Annotated in this window: 17 protein-coding genes; all 17 read right to left on the bottom strand. The window is 26.6% G+C overall.

Annotated features, from left to right (window positions below; all coding sequences use genetic code 11):
• Positions 1 to 83: 83 nt before the first annotated feature.
• The 17 genes from VJI77_RS00335 to VJI77_RS00255 all read right to left on the bottom strand — a co-directional run bounded on the left by VJI77_RS00335 (position 84) and on the right by VJI77_RS00255 (position 22,316).
• Positions 84 to 1,901: an aminotransferase class I/II-fold pyridoxal phosphate-dependent enzyme gene (locus tag VJI77_RS00335; protein WP_323987855.1), complete on the bottom strand. Its 1,818-nt coding sequence runs from the start codon at positions 1,899 to 1,901 to the stop codon at positions 84 to 86.
• A 13-nt stretch (positions 1,902 to 1,914) separates the two neighbouring features.
• Positions 1,915 to 2,958, bottom strand: coding sequence for a DUF1015 family protein (locus VJI77_RS00330; protein ID WP_323987854.1), 1,044 nt, complete (start codon positions 2,956 to 2,958; stop codon positions 1,915 to 1,917).
• Between the two features lie 153 nt (positions 2,959 to 3,111).
• Positions 3,112 to 4,257: a recombinase RecA gene (gene recA / locus VJI77_RS00325; protein WP_323987853.1), complete on the bottom strand. Its 1,146-nt coding sequence runs from the start codon at positions 4,255 to 4,257 to the stop codon at positions 3,112 to 3,114.
• 14 nt (positions 4,258 to 4,271) lie between these two features.
• Positions 4,272 to 4,814 carry a CDP-diacylglycerol--glycerol-3-phosphate 3-phosphatidyltransferase gene (pgsA, locus tag VJI77_RS00320; protein ID WP_323987852.1) on the bottom strand — a complete coding sequence of 181 codons (543 nt, stop codon included), beginning with the start codon at positions 4,812 to 4,814 and terminating at the stop codon, positions 4,272 to 4,274.
• The gene (locus VJI77_RS00315; RefSeq protein WP_323987851.1) at positions 4,798 to 7,122 is read right to left on the bottom strand and encodes a DNA translocase FtsK; all 2,325 of its coding nucleotides are present in this window, start codon (positions 7,120 to 7,122) and stop codon (positions 4,798 to 4,800) included. The genes pgsA and VJI77_RS00315 overlap by 17 nt, the downstream gene beginning before the upstream one ends.
• Positions 7,123 to 7,133: 11 nt before the next feature.
• Positions 7,134 to 7,565, bottom strand: coding sequence for a dUTP diphosphatase (dut, locus tag VJI77_RS00310; protein ID WP_293439712.1), 432 nt, complete (start codon positions 7,563 to 7,565; stop codon positions 7,134 to 7,136).
• Positions 7,566 to 7,631: 66 nt separating this feature from the next.
• On the bottom strand, positions 7,632 to 8,771 hold the full coding sequence (locus tag VJI77_RS00305) for a hypothetical protein (protein ID WP_323987850.1): 1,140 nt from the start codon (positions 8,769 to 8,771) through the stop codon (positions 7,632 to 7,634).
• A 1-nt stretch (position 8,772) separates the two neighbouring features.
• Entirely contained in the window at positions 8,773 to 9,315 is a 543-nt protein-coding gene (locus VJI77_RS00300) for a prepilin-type N-terminal cleavage/methylation domain-containing protein (protein ID WP_293439708.1), read from the bottom strand.
• A complete protein-coding gene (locus VJI77_RS00295; RefSeq protein WP_009372689.1) occupies positions 9,293 to 9,628 on the bottom strand; it encodes a PulJ/GspJ family protein in 336 nt (111 codons plus the stop codon). Before VJI77_RS00295 ends, VJI77_RS00300 begins: the two co-directional genes overlap by 23 nt.
• Positions 9,618 to 10,040, bottom strand: a complete 423-nt coding sequence (locus VJI77_RS00290; RefSeq protein WP_323987849.1) for a type II secretion system protein — start codon at positions 10,038 to 10,040, stop codon at positions 9,618 to 9,620. The genes VJI77_RS00295 and VJI77_RS00290 overlap by 11 nt, the downstream gene beginning before the upstream one ends.
• Positions 10,033 to 10,377 carry a prepilin-type N-terminal cleavage/methylation domain-containing protein gene (locus VJI77_RS00285; protein WP_009354265.1) on the bottom strand — a complete coding sequence of 115 codons (345 nt, stop codon included), beginning with the start codon at positions 10,375 to 10,377 and terminating at the stop codon, positions 10,033 to 10,035. Before VJI77_RS00285 ends, VJI77_RS00290 begins: the two co-directional genes overlap by 8 nt.
• A gap of 133 nt (positions 10,378 to 10,510) precedes the next feature.
• Positions 10,511 to 11,746, bottom strand: coding sequence for an aminopeptidase (locus VJI77_RS00280; RefSeq protein ID WP_323987848.1), 1,236 nt, complete (start codon positions 11,744 to 11,746; stop codon positions 10,511 to 10,513).
• A gap of 74 nt (positions 11,747 to 11,820) precedes the next feature.
• Entirely contained in the window at positions 11,821 to 12,459 is a 639-nt protein-coding gene (locus VJI77_RS00275; protein ID WP_323987847.1) for a CPBP family intramembrane glutamic endopeptidase, read from the bottom strand.
• A gap of 116 nt (positions 12,460 to 12,575) precedes the next feature.
• A complete protein-coding gene (mgtA, locus tag VJI77_RS00270; RefSeq protein WP_323987846.1) occupies positions 12,576 to 15,107 on the bottom strand; it encodes a magnesium-translocating P-type ATPase in 2,532 nt (843 codons plus the stop codon).
• Between the two features lie 1,255 nt (positions 15,108 to 16,362).
• Entirely contained in the window at positions 16,363 to 18,291 is a 1,929-nt protein-coding gene (locus VJI77_RS00265; RefSeq protein ID WP_323987845.1) for an AAA family ATPase, read from the bottom strand.
• 102 nt (positions 18,292 to 18,393) lie between these two features.
• Positions 18,394 to 20,649: a DEAD/DEAH box helicase gene (locus tag VJI77_RS00260; protein ID WP_323987844.1), complete on the bottom strand. Its 2,256-nt coding sequence runs from the start codon at positions 20,647 to 20,649 to the stop codon at positions 18,394 to 18,396.
• Complete coding sequence (locus VJI77_RS00255; RefSeq protein WP_323987843.1) at positions 20,646 to 22,316, bottom strand: site-specific DNA-methyltransferase; 1,671 nt, start codon at positions 22,314 to 22,316, stop codon at positions 20,646 to 20,648. Before VJI77_RS00255 ends, VJI77_RS00260 begins: the two co-directional genes overlap by 4 nt.
• Positions 22,317 to 22,339: the final 23 nt, after the last annotated feature.

The raw sequence follows: 22,339 nt of genomic DNA, 5'->3' as shown, positions 1-22,339 counted from the left end.
CTGGGGACCTTGTTGTGTCACAATAAAAAAACAGTAAACATAAAATTTACTGTTTTTAAAACTATTTTAGTTTTATATTATTATCAACAAAATTTATAATAATCTTTAATCGCTGCAATAAAATACTCATTATCCTCAGTATTTCTGACTGCTACTCTAATAAATTCTCTATTTTCTAAATTAATTTTTGAAGTTAAATCTTTTATAAATATATTATATTTTTCAAGCATTTTAGAACATAACTCTTTAGAATTTCCCTTTTTCAATTCAATAGTAAAATAATTGGCTTGAGATGGTATAACTCTAAATTCTTCAATTTTGTTTAATTCATTTAAAAAAATCTTTCTAGCATTTTTTATTTCAGTTAATGCATTAGCATAAACTTTTTTATATTTATCATATATTTGAAGATAATATTCTCCAAATGAATTTATATTCCAAATTGAAACATCTTTTTTAACCATAGAAATTAAATGTGAATTTGAAGTTGCAACAATCCCAAGTCGAATACCCGGAACTCCATAAGATTTTGAAATACTTTTTACAACAATAAAATCATCATATAAACTTAATAACCTATCATCTAAAAATGTAGAATTTTCTTCTTCTGCAAAATCAACAAAACTCTCGTCTAAGATAAATTTAATTTTTTTATCCTTTGCCCAATCAATTAGAGTAAAAACATCTTTCTTACAAATATAATTCCCGGTAGGATTATCGGGGTTTATTAAAACCAATGCTTCTATATCTTTGTCAAAATAAAATTCAATTATGTCTTTAGCAGTATATGAAAAATTATCATTTTTTGGAACAAATACTATTGATTTTTTGCTATTATGTCTATTAGGGTATTCCTCGAAGGTAGGCCTTATAAAACCAATATTTCCATCAATTTTTTCGATGACTGATTTTATAAGTTCAGCAGCTCCATTTCCAACAACAATATTTTCTTTCTTTATATCAAAAATTTTAGCCACAAGACTCGAATTGACATTAAGTCCTGAAGGATATTGTTCAAGAAGCACTTTAAAATTATATTTTAATTCATCTATCATTTTTTTAGGTGGAAAATATGGATTTACTAAATAACAAAAGTCCAGTAATTTAGGATATCTCCAATAACCACCATATCTTATTTGATATTTTTCAAGTTTTTCATCTCCTGTTGAAAATATTGAAGAAGCAATATCTAAATCTTGTTCATCATCAATTTCATACCATTTAATATCTTCTGATATCACTTTTGCATATATATGATTTTTACCTAAATCAATTATTGTCTTTAAAACCGCTTCGTAATAATCATTTTTTCCATTAGCACTCATATATGCTTCTAAAAAAGGAAAATAAATATTTTTTGAAAATTCTTTAGAAAATTTATAAATATTTATAGTTTTGAAATAATTATTTGCATCTTTAAAATTAAAATCTTTTCCAGGAATAAAATCTAATATTTCCTCATCCTCATTTATCTTTAAACAAGTTCCATCCATCCAACGTTCATATTTTGAAACCAAAGCTAAATTTTTTCGTTTATCTTCTAAGATTTCTGTAATCATTTTATCATCAAAAATCAAATCAGATTCAAGTAAAATACTATCTTCATTAATCATTTCATTTTTAGCAAGAAACATTGAATAAATATTGTTTGTTTTATCATAAATATCATTATTAATAAAAGTTAGTTTAGTTTTAACATTTAATGACTTTATATAATCAATAAAAAATTCACTTTTATATCCAGTAACCACAATAATATTTGAAAGTGATTTATCATCTAATATTCTAAGCATTCGCTCCATTAGGGAAATACCATTTACCTCTACCATCGACTTTGTATTATTCTCTGTTAATTTTTTTAGTCTACTTCCAAGGCCTGCTGCCAATATAACTGCTTGCATTAAAATAACTCTCCTATTTATACTTTTTAAAAACTAAAAATGATGGAAATTTTGGAATAAAAAATGTAGATTTTGGTGGTAATATACAAACCTCATTAGCCAATTCCATAAATTCCTCAGGGTCAAGAGGACAAAGTTCTATTAAAACATCATTTTTATTAAGATTTTTCTTAGCAAATAAAATTTCAGTATCTCCAATATACTTAACGTTTGAAAAATTTAAAATTCTAAAAGCTGTAGAAATTATTTGAGTATTCATTCTATATACATCATTATTCCAAAATAAATCATTCTCAGTATCTTTTAACTTTACTAGAAAAGAATCTCCTTGATATGTTATTCTAACATATCCCTTTTTCAATTCTCCATCATCAAAGACTTCTAAAAAATTATCCATAAATATCTTAGCCTTATCAAAAGAAGTAGCATCAATATCTTTAATCATTCTGTGTATAGGAGATATTGTTACTTGTGAAAAACTTAGAAAGCATGAAAAAACACTATTTTTATTTTTTAACATGGAAGATGCATACAGTCTATGATGACCATCCGCTACATACATTTGTTCAATAAATAAAAAATTTTTTAAAATTTTTTTAGCTTCATCATCAAAAAAAACATACAAATCAATATTATCAAAATGATAATCTTTTTTATACTTTTTATCAGAAATTATTTTTTCATAATCAATCTCTTCTTTATGAACAATAAAAACTGGAGCGGTTTCCGAATTATATATATGATAATTTGAAATCATCCCCTGAATTACATCTGGTAAAACTAATTCATGACACTTTATTTTCTCAGAAACATATTCTTCAATAGGTAAATCTGCAAGAATTCCATAAGAATCATAATATTTAAAAACATAAATGCATTCATTATTTCTTTCTATTATTTGAGAATTTAACTTATCTTTGCTACGTTTAGATAAGAATAAAGTATCATTATCAAAACAAATTTTACTATCATTTATTTTTGCTAAATTTATAAAATCAGAATCGTATAGATTATTAGAAATATTTATAAAACTATTTTTTAATAATTTAATTTTCATAAAAACCTCCATAAGCTAAATGATATACTATAATAAAAATTGTAATCTTTATATTAAACTAGATTTATTATATCATAATAATAGATAAAAATCATCTTGCTTTTATACTTATATAAAAAAGATGAGAAACTAATCTCATCTTTAGAATGATTTTTATTCAATTATTAAATCGTCTAACAACAATTCTTCTGAATCTTCAATTTCATCATCAACTAAATTTGTTGTTTCAATTTCTTCTGGAACATCTTTCTTTTCATATTCAATTCCATAAGATTCATATATTTTTTCCTTTATTTCTTCTAAAAATGCAGGATGTTCTTCCAAATATACTTTTGCTTTCTCTTTTCCTTGACCAAGTTTAATATCACCACAACTATACCAAGCCCCAGATTTTTTTATAATATTTTTATCAGCAGCCATATCTACTATAATTCCAAGTTTTGATATTCCTTCTCCAAAAATAATATCAAATTCACAAGTTTTAAAAGGAGGTGCCATTTTATTTTTAACAACTTTTACTTTAGTTTTTGCACCAAATGGTTCACCATCTCCTTGTTTCAATTGTTCTGCGCGCCTAATATCAATTCTAACACTTGCATAGAATTTTAATGCTCTACCTCCTGTAGTAGTTTCAGCTGGCCCACCGCCAGCATAAGGATTAGTTGAAATGTTAGATCTTAATTGGTTAATAAATACAACTGTTGTATTAGATTTAGAAATTATTCCAGCTAACTTTCTCAATGCTTGACTCATAAGTCTAGCATGTAATCCCATATGAGAATCACCCATATTTCCTTCTATTTCTGCTCGAGGAACAAGTGCAGCAACCGAATCTACTATTACTAAATCAATTCCTGAGCTTCTAACCAATGCTTCAACGATAGCCAATGCTTGTTCACCAGTATCTGGTTGAGATATAAGCAAATTATCAACATCAACTCCTAATTTTCGTGCATATTCTGGATCTAGTGCATGTTCTGCATCTATAAAGGCTGCTACTCCACCTGTTTTTTGTGATTCAGCAATAATGTGTAATGTTAACGTAGTTTTACCTGAAGATTCAGGACCATAAATTTCAACAATTCTTCCCTTAGGAATTCCACCTATTCCCAAAGCGATATCTAAGTTCATCGCTCCAGTACTTATTGATTCTATATTTATCTTTGGAGCATCACCCATTCTCATTATTATACCTTTTCCAAAATCTTTTTCAATTTTTTCAAGTGCAATAGATAGCGCTTTTTTTCTTTCATCTTTATCTTCAATTCTTTCAAATTTATCAGTTTTCTTTACTGCCATTGCTTCCTCCTATATTATATATTATTTAAATCTAATACTTCCAAATTTTTCCAGATATAATCAACTGCAGATATAATTGTAAATATAACAGATATATACCACAATATAATATCAATATTCAAAGGAATCTTAATTATATCTGTAGAATTCAAAAGAATAAAACTAATTGCAAATAGTTGAGTTATAGTTTTTATTTTTCCATAAATGCTAGCTGATATAACAACTCCATTAGATGCAGCTACTAATCTAAATCCAGAAATTATAAACTCTCTTGCTAAAACAATACAAACCATCCATGCCTCAACTTTTCCAAATTGCACAAGCATAACAAGTGCAGAACATGCTAGTATCTTATCAGCTAGAGGATCCATAAATTTACCAAAAGTAGTTACCAAATTTCTGCTTCTAGCTAAGTATCCATCTAACATATCGGTTAAAGATGCAACTGTAAAGATAAGAAAAGCCAGGATATTATTTATTCCTAAAAACAATAAACTAATAATAAAAATAGGTACTAATAATATTCTAAATAAAGTCAATTTATTTGCTATATTCATCATTATCCCCTCTCATTTTGTCTAAATAATCAAAACCAACTAAAATTTTTCTTGGCTTGCTACCTTCCTGTCTTCCTACTATCATTCTGCTTTCCATTTCATCAATAATTCGACCAGCTCTAGCATAACCAATTTTCATTTTTCGTTGCAACAATGATATTGATGCTGTATTTTCTTCTAAAACAATTCTAACAGCATCATAGAATAAGTCATCAACATCTTCATCTTCGTTATTATCCAAATTAGACATTTCTGATTCAATATTCTTAATAATTTCCTCATCATAACAAACTTCATGAGTCTGTTCCTTAATATTATTAACAACAGCCTCAACTTCGCTATCGGAAACAAAACATCCTTGTATTCTAATAGGCTTTGAAAGTCCAGAAGGATTAAACAACATATCTCCCTTTCCTAATAAAGTTTCAGCACCAGAAGAGTCTAAAATAGTTCTTGAATCAATTTGTGAAGAAACTTGAAATGAAATTCTTGATGGAATATTTGCTTTTATTGTTCCTGTAATTACATCTACAGAAGGTCTTTGGGTAGCAACAATCAAATGAATTCCACATGCTCTAGCCATTTGTGCAAGTCTACATATGTAAGATTCAACTTCATTAGCACTTACCATCATTAAATCAGATAGCTCATCTATAACTATAACTAAATAAGGTAGTTTTTCCAATTGATTACTTTTCTGCTTTTCGTTATATCCTTTGATATCTCTTACTTGATTATCAGAAAACAAACTATAACGTCTTTCCATTTCTCTTACTGCCCAATTCAAAGCAGCACTTGCTTTTTTGGAATCAGTAACAACTGGAATTGCAAGATGTGGAATTTTATTATATATTTTAAGTTCTACTACTTTTGGATCAATTAAAATCATTTTTACATCTTCTGGAGAAGATTTATATATAATACTCATTATTAAAGTATTAATACAAACCGATTTTCCAGATCCCGTTGCTCCTGCAATTAACATATGAGGCATTTTATCAATTGAAGAAACAATTATTTCACCCGATATAGTTTTTCCTAAAGCCATAGGCATTTTCGAATCACATTCTTGATATTCTTTAGAAGATAATATTTCTTTTAAGGATACATTCTCTTTAAGAGTATTAGCAACTTCAATTCCTATAACTGACTTACCCGGAATAGGAGCTTCAATTCTAATGTCTGGAGATGCTAATGCCAATGATAAATCATCAGATAAATTTACAATTTTATTAACTTTAACACCCATATCTGGTTGTAATTCAAAACAAGTTACTGTTGGACCTTTATTAATCCTTACAACTTTTGCACCAACACCAAAACTTTTTAATGTTGCTTCAATTTTTTTGGCTCTTTGTTTTAACGTTTGTTCTGATTCTGTTTCTTTTGTTTTACTTCCTCTTAATAAACTTAAAGGTGGTATTTTATATTCGACTTTTTTTACCTCAAAATTAGATATAGCTATGTCTAAATTATTAGAGCCATTTTGAGAATTTTTTATTTTTTCTTTATTATTCTCTATATCGTCATTGGGAAATAAATTAAAACTATCTAACAATTCATCTTTTTCAATTTCATCAATTTTTGTTTCTGTATTATTGTTAATATTATCATTATGATCTAAAACTATAATTTCATTATCTTCTTCATTATCAACATTTTCAACAATTTCTAAAACTTCATTATTATGACTAATTTTCTTTATATCTCTTTTTTCTTTATAGTTTGAATACTTTTCTTTAATTTTTTCTATCAACTTTAAATTATAATTTTTAACGATTTTTAAAAAATCAATAAAACTGATATCCAAAAAAGATAATATTAAAAATAACCCTATTATAAAAGTAAATATATATAGACCTATTGTTCCAATCATAGCATTATAAATGAAGCCAAAAATGGCTCCTATATATCCACTACCTTTCGGTACAGTATTTTTTGCCACAGACATTTTAACCGAGAAATTTGTGGAAGAATTATTTGCTAAATCAACAATTGCCATATAATTAGATAATAACAATAATCCTAAAAAACTTATATTTCTATTTTTTTTATTTAATTTCCCTAATAGTATAACAACATATATCATTTCCATTAAAAATAAAAATAGAAAATATGTGCCACCAAATAAGCCCTGAAAAATATTTTTTATAATATTTCCTAAAAACCCTGTATTAGCAAAAAAAGAAAAAATAATAAAAAAAGAATTTAACAAAAATAATACTAAAACAGTATTTTTAAAAACTTTATCTTCTTTACTATAATTTATTTTTTTTGTTTTTGATCTTGTTTTCCTCTTTTTCTCCATCTTTTCTCCTACTAATAACCAGTATGTCCAAATCCGCCATTATTTCTATCAGTATCAGATAGTTCTTCTACTAGTTTAAAGTCAACACGTTCATATTTAGTAATAATCATTTGAGCTATTCTATCATTATTTTTTATAACATAATCTTGATTAGATATATTAACTATAAGAACTTTTAACTCTCCTCTATAGTCGCTATCTATTGTGCCAACACCATTAGCCATTGTAATACCATGTTTTAAACTCATCCCACTTCTAGCCCTAATTTGGCCTTCGTATCCTAATGGAATTTCTATATATATTCCAGTAGGAACTGCAATTCTTTGCATAGGTTTTATAATCAAATCTTCATCTAAATTCGCTCTTAAATCAAAACCTGAAGAGCCATCCGTAGCATAAGATGGATTTTCATTTTTACTTCTATTTATAATTTTAATTTCCATTAAATAATCCTCCAAATATACAATTTTAACAGTTATAGTATAACAAATTTATTGTATTTAAGCAAACTACTTAATATCATTTTTTTCCATTTTTTCCACGTAATAATCATCGCTTATTTTTATAAATCTAGCTGTTACATCTAGTATTTCAGGTAAAAATTTATAATCACTTTTTATTTTATACTTTGAGAATAAGACTCCTTCAATATAAAAATCAAATTTTTTATTCTCGGAATTATTAACTATTACTCCTTGTACTTTGGGTATCTTATTGGTTACTATTATTTCACTTGTACTATTAATTTTAACATTACTATAAATATCAACATTTTTATTAAAATCAAGATATAATTTATTTTTAACGTCTATATTTATAATGCTGTACTTATAATCCTTTATAAAATCAGAACTTTCTACTAAAAACAAGTTTATAAAATCATCTCTTGAACAATTTTTAAAATCATCTATATCACATAAATTTATATCTAAATTATCAACAGTAACCTGCTTTAAATCCAAATAACTTCTTAACAATTTTTTATACTGCTCATTATACACAAAATAAATTTTATCTTTATAATCATATATTCTTAAATCATCAGTATAAGTATTTTGTATCTCCTGAGTAAATATTCTATTATATAATTTAGAATAATCTTTATTTAAATCAAAGTAAAAATCATTATTTAACAATTTAGTATTTTCGTCAATATAATTTTTTACTTGTTCATCAAATATATAATTCTCTATTCTATTTTTATCTACAAATTTATATTCAATTAATTCATTATAATTTTTTACTTCAAAAAAAATTTCGTATTGACTTACATTATATTTTTTTGATTTATTACTCTTATCGTAAAAATTCAGATTTTTCTTTATACGTTTACTTGCTAATGTTATTTCATAGGTATCAAAATTATTCTGAAAATTTGTAATATTATTCACATTTAATAAATCTTTAAAATTTATTTTTACATTAAAATTTTCCCTATTATTTAATTTACTATTAACGAAATTTAAAGTAGCTTTAGTATTTAAAATTTCCTCTAAACTAATTTCATTTATTTTTTTAGAAATTAAATTTTCTTTCGAAATCTTATGATTGTGAGTAAAAATAGTTCTATAATATATTGAAAAAAATACAACTAATACTAAAGAAAATATCAACAAAACAACCGGCATAATATACGACTTACGTTTCATATCAATTTCCTCCTGACAAGTAATTAAATTTTGAATTTTTTAAAAAGATATATTTTGAATATTCTTTACCATTAAATGAGACTTTTATAACTAAGTAATTATCAATTCTTTCCACTAAAAAAAAATCTAAATCATTTATCAACAAATTACTTCCATAGTATGTAGAATTTAAAATGTCTTTAGATATTCTACGTATTTCGTACTTACTACCATATTTTATTATTTTATATGTAATTTTATTTATTTTAGAAACCGTATGTCTATTATTTTCACTCAAAAAAGAATTATATCTATATCTTTTCAGCTCTATTTCATCTGAAGTTACTTTAGTCTCTAATGAATCAGAAATTTCTTTTTCTATATAATTCATTGCGTAATTAATTTGTTCTAATTTCGAATAATTTTTTCTTTGATTTAAGTTTAAAAAATAAGTACCATAAAAAATATGAATACAACATATAATAATTATACTTGAAACTACTATTGTTATCAGAAGTTCTAATAATGTAAATGATCTTCTATTATTTTGATACATAAAATTCATATATCTTCTCCACATTATCTTTTTGATAAATCTTTATATTATAAAGTTCTCCAAAATCAGAAACTTTAACTTCAAATTTTTCTGAATTGACATTCTCTAAGATAGATTTATTATTTTTGATATTGCTCTTTATAAGTACAATAGTAGTTTCAATTTCTGATAATTCATCAATTTCCTTAATATTAGCTTTTTGAATTTGTAAAAAATTATTAATTCCTGATAATATATACAGACTTATTATAGATAGAACAAAAACCGCAAAAATACATTCAACTAATGTAAATGCTTTATTTTTTAAATAATTATTTTTCATTTTTTATCACATTAACAAATCCTGTTACAGGTCTAATCCTAATTTCAAAATTTTGTTTATCATATGAGAACTTAAAAGTCTTTCCCACACTTGGAATACCGTTAGTGTTAATTTCTAATTCAATATCATTTAAGATATTTAAATGTTTACAATAAATTTTTTTAAATACAAATTCTCCTGATGATATTTCAAATGTTTCTTTTGTTGAATCTGATTTCAATTTAACAATTTTATTATTTTCTATAGAAAAGACTTTTGCATTTTCTATACTTTCTGCTATTAAGTATAATTCCTCATTGGCAATTGTTTTTTTATTATTTACAAAATTTACTCTAACAACAATTACCATTACAGATATTATAGCTAAACAAACTACCAATTCTATAAGCGTAAATGACTTTCTTTTAATCATCTTTCTCTACAGGTGGTGTTACTACTACATCTCCATTTTTTATTTCTACTTTATAAGCTGTTCCCTTTATAGACTTTGGCAATTTAGGAATTTCTTTTATGTATTTTTTATTTACCAATTCTTCAGTAATATCTCTATCAGATTCTACTTTTTCCTCTGTTAAATACCTAAGTCCAGCCACTTCTAAAACCTTAACATTTGCTGAATGAGCAGTCTTATCAGCCTTAACTCTTGAATTGTTATATCTAGGAACAGCTATTAAAATAAGGATAGCAAGTATTGCTATAACAACTAAAAGTTCAATCAATGTAAAAGCCTTTTTCTTTACATTATTCATAAAACTAATCCTCCTAAATAAATAATATTTTAATAAGCCCACACCACCCTTCCACGATATTTTGCATCGGGTGGGTTCCTGGGAACCTTGTTGTTTCACAATAAAAAAATTGCAGAAAAAATCCTGCAATTTTTTAATTTGACCAATTTCCGTTAGTAAATACAGGAATTTCTTCTCCAGATTCTGTTATTCCAATTATGTTTAATGTTTCATCTCCAACCATAAAATCGACATGAACTAAACTATCGTTAGCACCTCTTTCTTTTAGTTCTTCTTCAGTCATCTTTTCTCCATCCTTTAAACAAGTAGGATAAGCTCTACCTAATGCTAAATGACAAGATGCATTTTCATCATATAGAGTTTCAAAAAACATTGTATTTGTATTTGAAATAGGTGAGTCAAAAGGAACCAAAGCAACTTCTCCTAAAGATAAAGCGCCTTCATCTGTTTCTAATAAAGATTTTAATACTTCATAACCTTTTTTTGCCTCATAATTAATAACTTTTCCATTTTCAAATTCTAACTTAAATTCATCTATTATGTTTCCATTATAATTTAACGCCTTTGTACTATAAACAACACCGTTTATTCCATCTTTATGTGGGAGAGTAAATACTTCTTCAGTAGGCATATTAGCTGTAAAACTAACACCTTTAGCATTATATCCACTACCAGCCGCATTCCAAACGTGGTTCTTTGGTAGTTCTATTGTTAAATTAGTACCTTTTTTACTAGAATATTTTAAATATTTGAATTGTTTTTCATTTAAATATTTTGCTCTTCTACTTAATTCACTAATATGTTCTTCCCAATCTTTAATTGAATCTCCTTCTCCTATTCTTGAAGTATAGAAAATCAAATCCCAAAGTTTTTCAACTGCATCTCCTTCTGAAAGATTAGGAAAAACAACTTTTGCCCAAGCTGGAGTAGGTGCTCCCACAACACACCAAGAATTTTTATCTGCCATAAGAGAAGTTGAAAAGTATTTCATAGCCTTAGAGTTTGCAACACTATTTGCTTTAATTTTCTCAATATCTAATCCATCAAATTTATTTGGATCATCGCCTACTACAGAAATAAAAACAGCATTACTGTCAATATAATCCGTATATTGATCTACTGCCCATTGTTTTACCTCAGAAAGCGTTTCAATACTTGCATATTCAAATTTACGTCTTGTAATAATGTCATCTCTCCAAACAACATTAACATCTCCAGCTCCAGCTTTATAAGCTTCTTCTGTTAAAGAACGAACGAGCTCTTTTGCTTCAATATTTGCTCTAATAACAACTAGTTGACCTTTTTGTACATTTGTTCCAACTTTAATAATTGTTTCAGAGTATTTTTTAAGTTTTTCTTTAAAGTCCATAACCCTCTCCTTATATTATATTATAAATTAATTATACACTATTTTATTAAAAATGCAAACCTTAACAAAACATTTTATTTTATAAGATATTTTATTAAATCTATAATTAGAACACCATTTATGATTAAATTACATATTAAATGAGCTGTCATTGGTACATAAATATTTCTTGTTTTTATATATGAAATACTAAATGGAAATGCCCAAATCATACATAAGAAAATTCCCCACCACGTTAAAGAATGTTCTAAAGCATATAAGAACATAGATAATAGAGATGTTATTATTAATATCTTATTATTTTTAAAAGAAATTAAATTTTTTCTAAAAAATGTTTCCTCAATAATTGGTGGAAAAATAATTGTTGAAAAAGAGAATAATATTAGTTTTAACCAATTATCAGCTCTCAATAAAATCATACCTTTATTAATATTAGGAAATATATTTTCTAAAATAATAGTAAAGTAAAATGCAATAGAAATTAATACTACTGTGAAAATTACTTGTATAAAAAATTTTTTGCCACTCTTGATAGCATTATACCACTCTTTTATAGATAAATCTTTTCTTATGTAGAAATAGATAGCTAATAACAAATAAAAGCAAAAATTTGTATAAATATAAAATTGTTTTTCTACAATAAAACATGATACTACAAATAAAAGCTCTATAAAAATAGGAACAAAATTATCCTTTATATATTTAATTTCCATCACATCACCCTCTATACAATTTTTAACTACTGACTTTATATCTAAAATAGTTTAATACTATTATATCACGAAATTAATATTACTTAATCAAAAAAATAATGGAGAAAAACTCTCCATTATTTTCTAGAAAATGAATTATATTTATAGAAAAATTTTTTTAATATCTCAGCTGTTAATGCGTATAGTAATGAAACGCCAAGTAAAGATATCAATACCTTAATAGGTAGAGCTATTAATCCTAAATATGAACTTATTGGACTATATACAATCACAAACAAAACCACAGCTACTCCACTTATAGCAATCAACAATTTATTGCTTGGCTTACTGGCAAAAACCGGCCTTGCTGTTCTAACAATAAGCATTACCACCATAGCAGAAATAATAGACTCTAATAACCATCCAGTATGAAATAATCTTTCATCGGCCTTAAAAGTAAAGAGTAATAGTGCAAAAGTTATATAGTCAAACACTGAAGAAATAATTCCAAAAAGAATCATAAACTTCTTTATAAACTTTGTATCCCATTTAACAGGACTCTTTAACCAATCTTCATCTACAGAATCTGAAGCAATTTGTAGTGAAGGAAAATCTGTTAGTAGATTTGTCAAAAGAATTTGCTTAGGCAATAAAGGTAAAAAACTCAAAAACAAACTTGCTCCTGCCATTGAAAACATATTACCAAAATTTGCACTTGTGGCTACAAATATATATTTTAAAGTATTAATAAATGTCCTTCTACCTTCACTTATGCCTGATACCAACACCTTTAAACTATTTTGTAATAGTACTATAGAAGCTGCATCTTTAGCTGTATCAGCAGCGGTATTTACAGATACTCCAACGTCTGCTTGCTTTATGGCAGGAGAATCATTAATACCATCTCCCATATATCCTACTATTTCTCCTGCCTGTTTATATGCCATAATTATTTTTTCTTTTTGATTAGGACTTATTTCAGCAAAAATATCTATATCTAAAACTTTCTTGTTAAGCTGACTTATAGAATATGAATCCAGTTCTTCTCCTAATAAAATCTTTTCAGGATTAAGTCCAATTTGACTACCTATATTTTTAGCTATAAGACTGTTATCTCCAGTAATCATTTTTAGAGAAACTCCCAATCTATTCATTTCGGCAACAACATCTTTTATATCGTCTTTTAATGGATCCATAAATAGTAATAGACCTACAAATACCATATCTTCTGCTCTTTGATTTTTAATTTCTATATCATCTTCTATAAATTTATAAGCAACACCTAAAATTCTATAACCTTGACTTGAATATTTATCAAATAAATCTAATATATGTGTCCTAACTTCTTCAATATCTCCACTACTCTTATCTGATTTTTCATAAGTTTTGCATATATTCAGTATGCTTGTTAATGCTCCTTTTGTAACCATTATATTTCTACCATCAAAATCTAGCTCAGTTTTTACAACTATACTTAAAAGCTTACTTTCAAAAGAGTAAGGTATTTCAAATATTTTTTCATATTTAGAAAAATCATTTTTATTTGCTTCTAAAATAGATTGGTCAATAGGATTCGTATATCCTTCTTGAAAATATGAATTTATGGATGCTAATTTGCTTACATTATCTGATTTTTCACCATTACAATCTAAAGCAGAATCAAGCTTTACTCTTCCTTGAGTGATAGTTCCTGTTTTATCAGAACACATTACAGTCATTGAACCGAAGTTTTCAATTGCATTTAATTTCTTTACTATAACACCTTGTTCTGACATTCTCTTAGCACCTTGTGATAAGTTTACGCTTATAATAGCAGGTAGCATTTGAGGAGTTAATCCTACTGAAAGAGCTAATGCAAACATAAAAGATTCTAAAAAAGATTTATTCAGAATTATATTAAATAAGAATATAATACCAATTAATAAAGTTGTAACATGAAGTATCAAGTTACCAAAATCTCTTATGCCTTTTTCAAAGTCTGTATCAGAATCTTTTTTATTCAAAGATAAAGTAATTTTTCCAAACTCTGAATCTTTGGCTAGATTTACTATTACTGCCATACCTGATCCGCTTATGACATGAGTCCCCATCCAAAGTGAATTTTTTCTTTCAGAAAGTCCCGTATTGCAAGGTAACTTTTGTATAATTTTTTCAACGGGAAAAGTTTCGCCAGTTAAACTTGATTCATCCATTGAAAGTGAATTTTCTTCTATAAGTAGACAGTCAGCTGGAATCATATCACCAGTTTTTATATTTATTATATCCCCTATTGTCAACATTGCATTGTCTATTTCTTCAAATTTTCCATCTCTTAAAACAGAAGATTTTACGCTTACAGAAGAAAGAAGTTTTTTTACTGCATTATTAGCTTTACTTTCATGACTATAACTCAAAAATGCAGAAATTATAATAATGATTAGAATAATAATACCATCAGAATAATCTTTTAAAAACATAGATAATATTGCTGCAAAAATTAATATCATAATTATAGGGTTTTTGAATTGATTTATGAATATGCTTAAATTTGAAGATGAGTTCTTTTCTTCAAAAATATTTTGTCCATATTTATCAATTCTTTCTTCTGCTTCTTTACTTGATAATCCGAATTTATTCGTTTTTAATCGTTTTAATATATCATCCAAATCATAAGACCAGAATTCTTTCATAATATCCTCCTAGTTGTATTTAAAACATATTGCTAAAAAGAGTGATACAGTAGACTTTTGAAGTAACTCTTGTTATCTTTTAAAATTAAAGAATTACTATATAATGTTAAAATTAAGCTAATAAATAACATTAAAAAAATGTAAAAAATTAAACTATAATTTTAACAAAATCAATAAAACATCATACTGCTCATTCTCCTAAAATTTGTGAATAATTTTGTGTATGGATTCTCTTAATCTATATAAAATATATTACTATAAATATTTTTTAGGACATATATTTTAAATCCATCTTGATTTATATGTTATCATAGCTACCTTTAAATTTCAACTTATTTTACTAAAATTTTTAAAATATTAAGACCATTTTTATTGTAGCTGTATCACTAAAAAATTTGAGAATTGCTGTCATAGAGATGCAAAAAAATGGTTTGTCTATCTTTAGTCTTAACGGTGATTCTCTTACTTTTTTGAGTTTAGTAACTAAGATTAGAAAGTAAAAATTAAAAAAATGAAATAAAAAAATTAGGGAGTACTTTTAAAGTTTACTCCCTAACCTTAGTTACTAAACTAGTATTTTATTTAACACCTGTTAATGAAACTCCATTAACATATAAAGTATATCCATTACTTATTACATTTTCAGGATTTCCATTAAATTCTGTAACATAACTATCTCCAGTTAATGTCCATGTACTAGAACTATCAAGTGTTACAGATACTTTTCCTACATCTGTTGATATAGAACTACCTTCTGCATTTCTTATTTTTCCATCTATATAACCATCAAAAGTAGAATTATCAGATATTTCTAGTGTAAGACTTGAATCGCTACCAACCTTAATTGCTCCTGTAAGTTTTTGAGAAGAGGCTTTTAATGTTGCAATATTACTTCCACTTTAAATTAAAAGAATAGGCTAATATTCTTGATTTGTTTTACTTCAATCCTTTTTCTTTACACTTAGTACAAAAATAATATCATCATATTAATCTTTTGCAGTTGAACTGTCAAAGTTAAAATCATTACTGCAAAAAACTACTCCCACTCTTCTTTTTCTACTGTTCACTATATCCAAAACCGTTCAAAATAAAGACTTTTCGTTTGTTGTGTGCTTGAAAATTCGTTCAATTTTAGCTTGTCTTTAGATTTTTTTACCCGTCCTAGTCCCAGTTCCAGTTTTATACATCATATTGTTATAACTAAACTAATATTTACTAAATATATTTAAACTATAATGTGCAATATACAAATTTTTTAAACAAATTTAGAATTTATCACTTTAAATAGTTTTTCAAAATTTTCTAATGTTTTCTCTGATAATGAGATGTCACTAATATTTTTTGCTAAAAAGTTTGCTGGTCTATAATGATTAAAATCTTTCCCTCCATTTTTATCTTTTAGTTGACTTAAAATAGAATTATCTGGATTAAAATCATTTTTTTCATAATTTGTGTTAAACTCATGGTTGTATAGATAAATATAATCAGATATATTGAATAAATCTTCCACATCTGCAAAATCCCTTTTTAAAATATCATGATAAAATAATATTTTATTTTCTTTTATTATATTCTTTACAATCATATTTTCTAAGCGCTTTTTTGCAGATTGTTCAGTAAATGTATCTAATAAACATACCATTTTTAGCTTATTACCTCTCATTAAAGATATAAATGTTGCAACCTTATCAGCTCCGCCCACTGGTACTATCGTTATATCTTGACTCAAACCTTCTTTTCCTTTTGCTTCTAAAACAGCTGAAATAATAGAAATATAAGTTAAGTCCGCAATACCTTCAACAAGTAAATTTTTATTTGAAACAAATAAATTTTGAGCTAAATCATAACCTAAAGCTGCTTGTAATGGAAAAAGTGTATTGGGATCTTTTTCTTGTACAGAATCAGATATTAATGTTCCATCTTTTTTCTCAAATACTGTCCTTACTTTATTAAGTTTGTCAGTTTCAATCATAAATGGTGAATGAGTAGTATAAATAATCTGGTAATTATTTGATAAATCAGCTAAGAATTTCAATAAATCATTTTGAGCCTTAGCATGCAAATTCAAACCGGGCTCATCAAGCAACAAAATATATGTTGCATTTCTATCTTCTTGAATTTTCATAAACCATACTAGGAAAGAAAAAAACCAATTAAATCCTTTGCTTCTGTTCTCTAATGGCAACGATACGCCTGTTCTCTGATTTTCTACTCTTATATCTAATATCCTCTCAACAATTCTGTTATTATTATAACTATCAGTTTCTTCTTTCTTGTTAATTCTAAACTTTATTTTAAGATTATTATTAGTTGTCCAATACTTAAATAATTCTTCAGAAATAATTGCTTCCGTTGCCTCTAATTCAGCAATAAATTCTTCAAAATCATCCGATTTAGTTAACGTATCTATATCTATATCGGCTAATTCCAATAACGCTTTAGCTGTTTTTTTAGATGATTCTTTAGGGTTTGCCTCTAATTTTGTTAAGGAAACTCTTGATGGCAGAGAATAATAATCATCATAATACATAAATTTAGGCAAATTAGGTATTATGTATTTTTGAACAATATATTCATCTATCGGTGAATTTTCCCATGACTTGCTATCGTCAAAATAAATTTTTAAGGAGTCTAATTTAGCCATGTCATCTTCACTATAACTCTTTTCACTAACATTTTCTCTAACTGATTCTAATATTTCTATAAAATCAGATTTAGTTGAAATTTTTTGAAGGTTATCCGACAAACATTTATCTTCAAATTCTAATGAAAGAATTTTTACTTTCATAAATTCGGCTGTTTTAATAAAATCAACTGACCAAGTTCTCTTATTATCGTATTTATATTTTACAGAAAAAATATCCTTTGATGGTTTTACTCTAAAATCTTTAGTTATTTCTTCAATCAATTCAGTTCCTATCTTGTAATCTAGTACAACCGCAGTTTGAACTTTACCACTTTTATCAGCTGCTTTTTTCTGTTTTCTTGGAAAATCATGAGTCATATTAAATGAAAAATTATCATCTTCTTCAAAATAATTAGTTTTTGCTAGAGCTTCTAAAATAGATGTTTTACCTGATTCATTCATTCCAACTAAAACAGTAACATCATCTTCAATATCAAAAGACTGTTCTTTCTCAATACATTTATACCTTATAATATCTGCTTTTATTAATTTTATCATTTCATTCTCCTTTATAAACAAGTATTAAAATCTGAAATAATTCAAAAATACTTACCATAAACGGTATGACACCGTTCTTTTTACTATAACTATTCACATTTGCTAAAAAAATTCTTCTAGCAACACCCAACTACTATCTCTCATATTATCCACATACTCTGTGTTATTCAGATACAACTCATCATTTTTATCTCTAACAAACCCAAATTTATACCCATACTTATTCGAAAACTGCTTAAATGCTTCAAATTTATTCTCTATTTGTACATCAATATTCTTACTTTGTCCTTGATGTTCTCCACCCTTCGTTTCAATAAGCCAGATAGTATCGTCATTAAGCTGCACAATATAATCCGGATAAAATAATCTTTGTTTATCAAAATTGTTTCCATAAACGATGGATAAATATTGTTGTCCACTGTCTCCATTCTTATAAACATACTTCACATTTTCATTTTTCTCGCAATACTTTTCAAATAGTCTTTCTGAAGTTGAGCGAAAATCATCAGTAATCATCGATGTATTATATCCTTTATATACATTACTTTCTAATTCTTTTACATTTCTTTCGTATGGAACGTACCTATAGTGTTCTTCTAATGGAAATTTAAATTCTTCAATTTTGTTCTCAAGAATCATTAATTGATCATGCCTTTGTCCTGAAAATTCAATGAAATCTCTTTTTAAAAATTCAGAATTATTTATGATAAATGCATAATATTCTTTCAAAGTTAAATTCAAAAGTTTAAACTTATTGTTACCAAAACCTCTCAAAAACAAAGTTCTTAATATTTGACTTGTTTTATTATATGAGAGACCAACATGCTTTTTGATAGCATCAATATTATGTTGAAGTTCAATACCATGTGTATGAGTACTTACTTCGATTGACATTGTGTTATAATTAGCAACTTCATCTCTAATTTCTGTTAAAGTTGAATATTTACCAGTTAAATATTGTCTTGAAAGTACAGTTCCTAAAACAAATCTATTATTTTCAAGAATCTTAATATTTTCGTTCTTTATATTAGATAGATTATATTTTTCTTTAAAAAAATCATAAACTCTATTTCTAATAGCTTGCTCATCAACATAACTGCCGTCAAGGTTTCTCATCTCTTTAACAAGTTTTATATTTTTAGGTTCTTCTTTGAGAAATACTCTTTGAGTTTCAAAACCATTGCCAGCTTTAATTACCTCAAGTTTATATTTTTCATCAAAAGTATAGAGATAAGAGCAATCTAAAATTTCTTTGCCGTAATGTTTTGCTTTAGGCATACGTCTTAAACGACCAAGAGTCTGAATTTCAAAGGTTTCACTCATATTCTCACGAAGTTTAACAAGTATCTTTGCACGTGGGCAATCCCAACCTGTCGCCAGGGCTTGTTTAAATAACAGAAATACAGGAGTTGCATTTGATTTTGTTATACTATCATCCTCTGTTGTTCCAATATTTATTTTCCCTAATTTCTTTGACTTCCTATCTTTATCCTCTTTATTCTCCGCTGAAAACCAACTTGCAAGAAGCTTATTTTCATAGGAATAGCCCATTGAATTAAGCTTTTCTTCTACATGCTCAATAAGGTCATCATTCAAATTAGGAAATTGAACTAACACAAGAGGTCTAACATCTTCATTCTCCTCAATATATGCTTTCGCAATTTGTTTTCTTACCTCATCCGCTTTTTCTAAAAGAATATCAGTTTCATGAGTGACATTTTCTACTTCTACTGTATCAAGTCCATCATTGATATACATAAATCTTGTAATAAGTCCTTCATTTATTACATCAACTTCTGGGATTTCATAAAACTCTCCAACAATTCTTTTATTTGGTGTTGCTGATACTCTAATTTCATACTCCGCATTTATACTTGAAATAATATCATCAGCTTTCGACGTATTATTTTGATGTTCTTCGTCAATGATTACAATGAAATTCAGATTGCGATTATGTGCTTCACTAATTCTTTCAAAAAGATTTTTTCTCTCACTATCTCTAATAGCTGTATTATCTTTCTTTGTTATAGTTTCCCAGTTAATAAAATAGGTTGTTCCACTTTCAAAACCTGTATTTAAGATATTAAAAACATTACCTGTTTTAAGAGTTGGAGCAAATCGTTCCATTTTTTCTTTCGATTGTTCTTCAAGTTCTCCCTTTCCCGGACAGAACCAACAAATTACACTATCCTTGTGAAAGTCAAGATACTTCTCAATATATGCAACTAAAATAATAGTCTTCCCACTTCCTGTCGGACTCTGCATCACAATCTTAGGTTTAGAATTACTGTCTGTTGTTTTACTAAATAAGAAGTCAACGGCATCTTCTTGAAAATTTTTTAGTTTTATATCTATCATAGCTCGCCAACCTCCTTTAGCTCTTCTCTAAAATAATATTCAGGAATTTCAATGATAATAACGCCCTTTTCTTCAAGTATTCTTTGATTACTTCGTGATAAGAAAATCCCTGAACGTATAAATAATTTTCCATTATTTTCAATCTTGGATATAATTTCATCTAATTTATCTTCTTCATAAATAATAATATATTTTCTACCATCAAGCTCGATAGCATACTCAAGTTCAATTAACTCTCTAATATGCTCCATCATCTTATCTGAGATACTTTCTTCGTCATCAGAAAACTTCGGTATAAAATTAGTTTTATAATATTTCAGATTATGTGGAAATTCCTCTTGAATATTCTTAAGTCTTTGATAAGTAATTTTCTCGCAAATATTGTTTTCATTATTCGTACAGAGAATATATTTACGATTACCACCATCTTCCTTATTAAGTTGCATAACAGCATGACCTGTAGTTCCAGAACCTGCAAAAAAATCGAGTATAACCAAATGACTCCCTAATTTTTTTAACATATTAAGCAAATATGCAATTAATGATACTGGTTTAGGATTAGTAAATGAGTCTTCTAACTCAATTCCTAGAATATCACTTAATTCCTTACTTGCATCTTCATTAGTCCCAACACCATTATCTGAGCTTATTAAACTTGATGGAGTTTTATATTTATCTAATTGATTATATCTAAGAACATTAAAACCATATTTTGAAGATAATTCTATTTTTGTTCCAAGTTCTACCTCATTGTCTAAAAACTCTTGCGACCACACAAATCTTGCATTCGTTAATAACTCATTTATAATGATTCCGTTAACTACTTCAAAATCATTTAAAAACTCCACACCAGTATTACCTTTTACATATTTCCCAGCTATATATTTACCATCTCTTAATTTCGTAGTTACAACATTTTTTGGAAATACTAGCCTGTGCAAGTTATTAGTACGTTTTACAATTGGCTGATATTTATTAACATATGCTTGTTCTCCAAAAAACTTAAAATCAGACCCTAAAGATGAATAACATAACACAAATTCGGTCATCTTTCTTATCTTATTATTTAAAAATGATCCTTTTTTCTTCCTTATCCATTTAAAATTTCCAATAAAATTATCCTCACAAAATACACTATCACAAAGCAATTTCAGTTGAGCATGTTCATTGTCATCAATTGATATAAATATAACTCCAGTATCTGACAATAAATCTCTCGCAATTAAAAGCCTCTTTTCCATAAAAGAAAGCCATTTACTATGAGAATATCCATCAGTCTTATCAACAAAACTGTCATCATAAATAAAGTCCTTATTCCCAGTATTATATGGCGGATCAATATAGATAACATCAATCTTTCCCTTGTGAGTTTTCTCCAGTAATTTTAAAGAATGAAGGTTATCTCCTTCAAGTAAAAAGTTGTATGGTTCATCTTCGTTTGCAATGATTTTTCTATTCTCCTCTTCAACAAAGATTGGAATATTATGTTCCAACATTTCATCGACTTTTTCCGAATGCTCTTCCCATATTAGTCCATATTTCTTTTCATTAAGTGCATTTTCAATCTCTGTAATAGCACGAATATTTTCATCATCATTATTGATTTCTTTTAATTTTTCAAGATATTCCAGCATTTTTTCACGCTTAATTTTTGATAAATTAGCCATTATATTCCTCTCTATATTACTAA

The organism is Parvimonas sp. D2 (assembly GCF_035282635.1).
Classification (GTDB): Bacteria; Bacillota; Clostridia; order Tissierellales; family Peptoniphilaceae; genus Parvimonas.
Note: the sequence above shows the minus strand (reverse complement) of the source record. Positions and strands in the feature narration are given on the sequence as shown.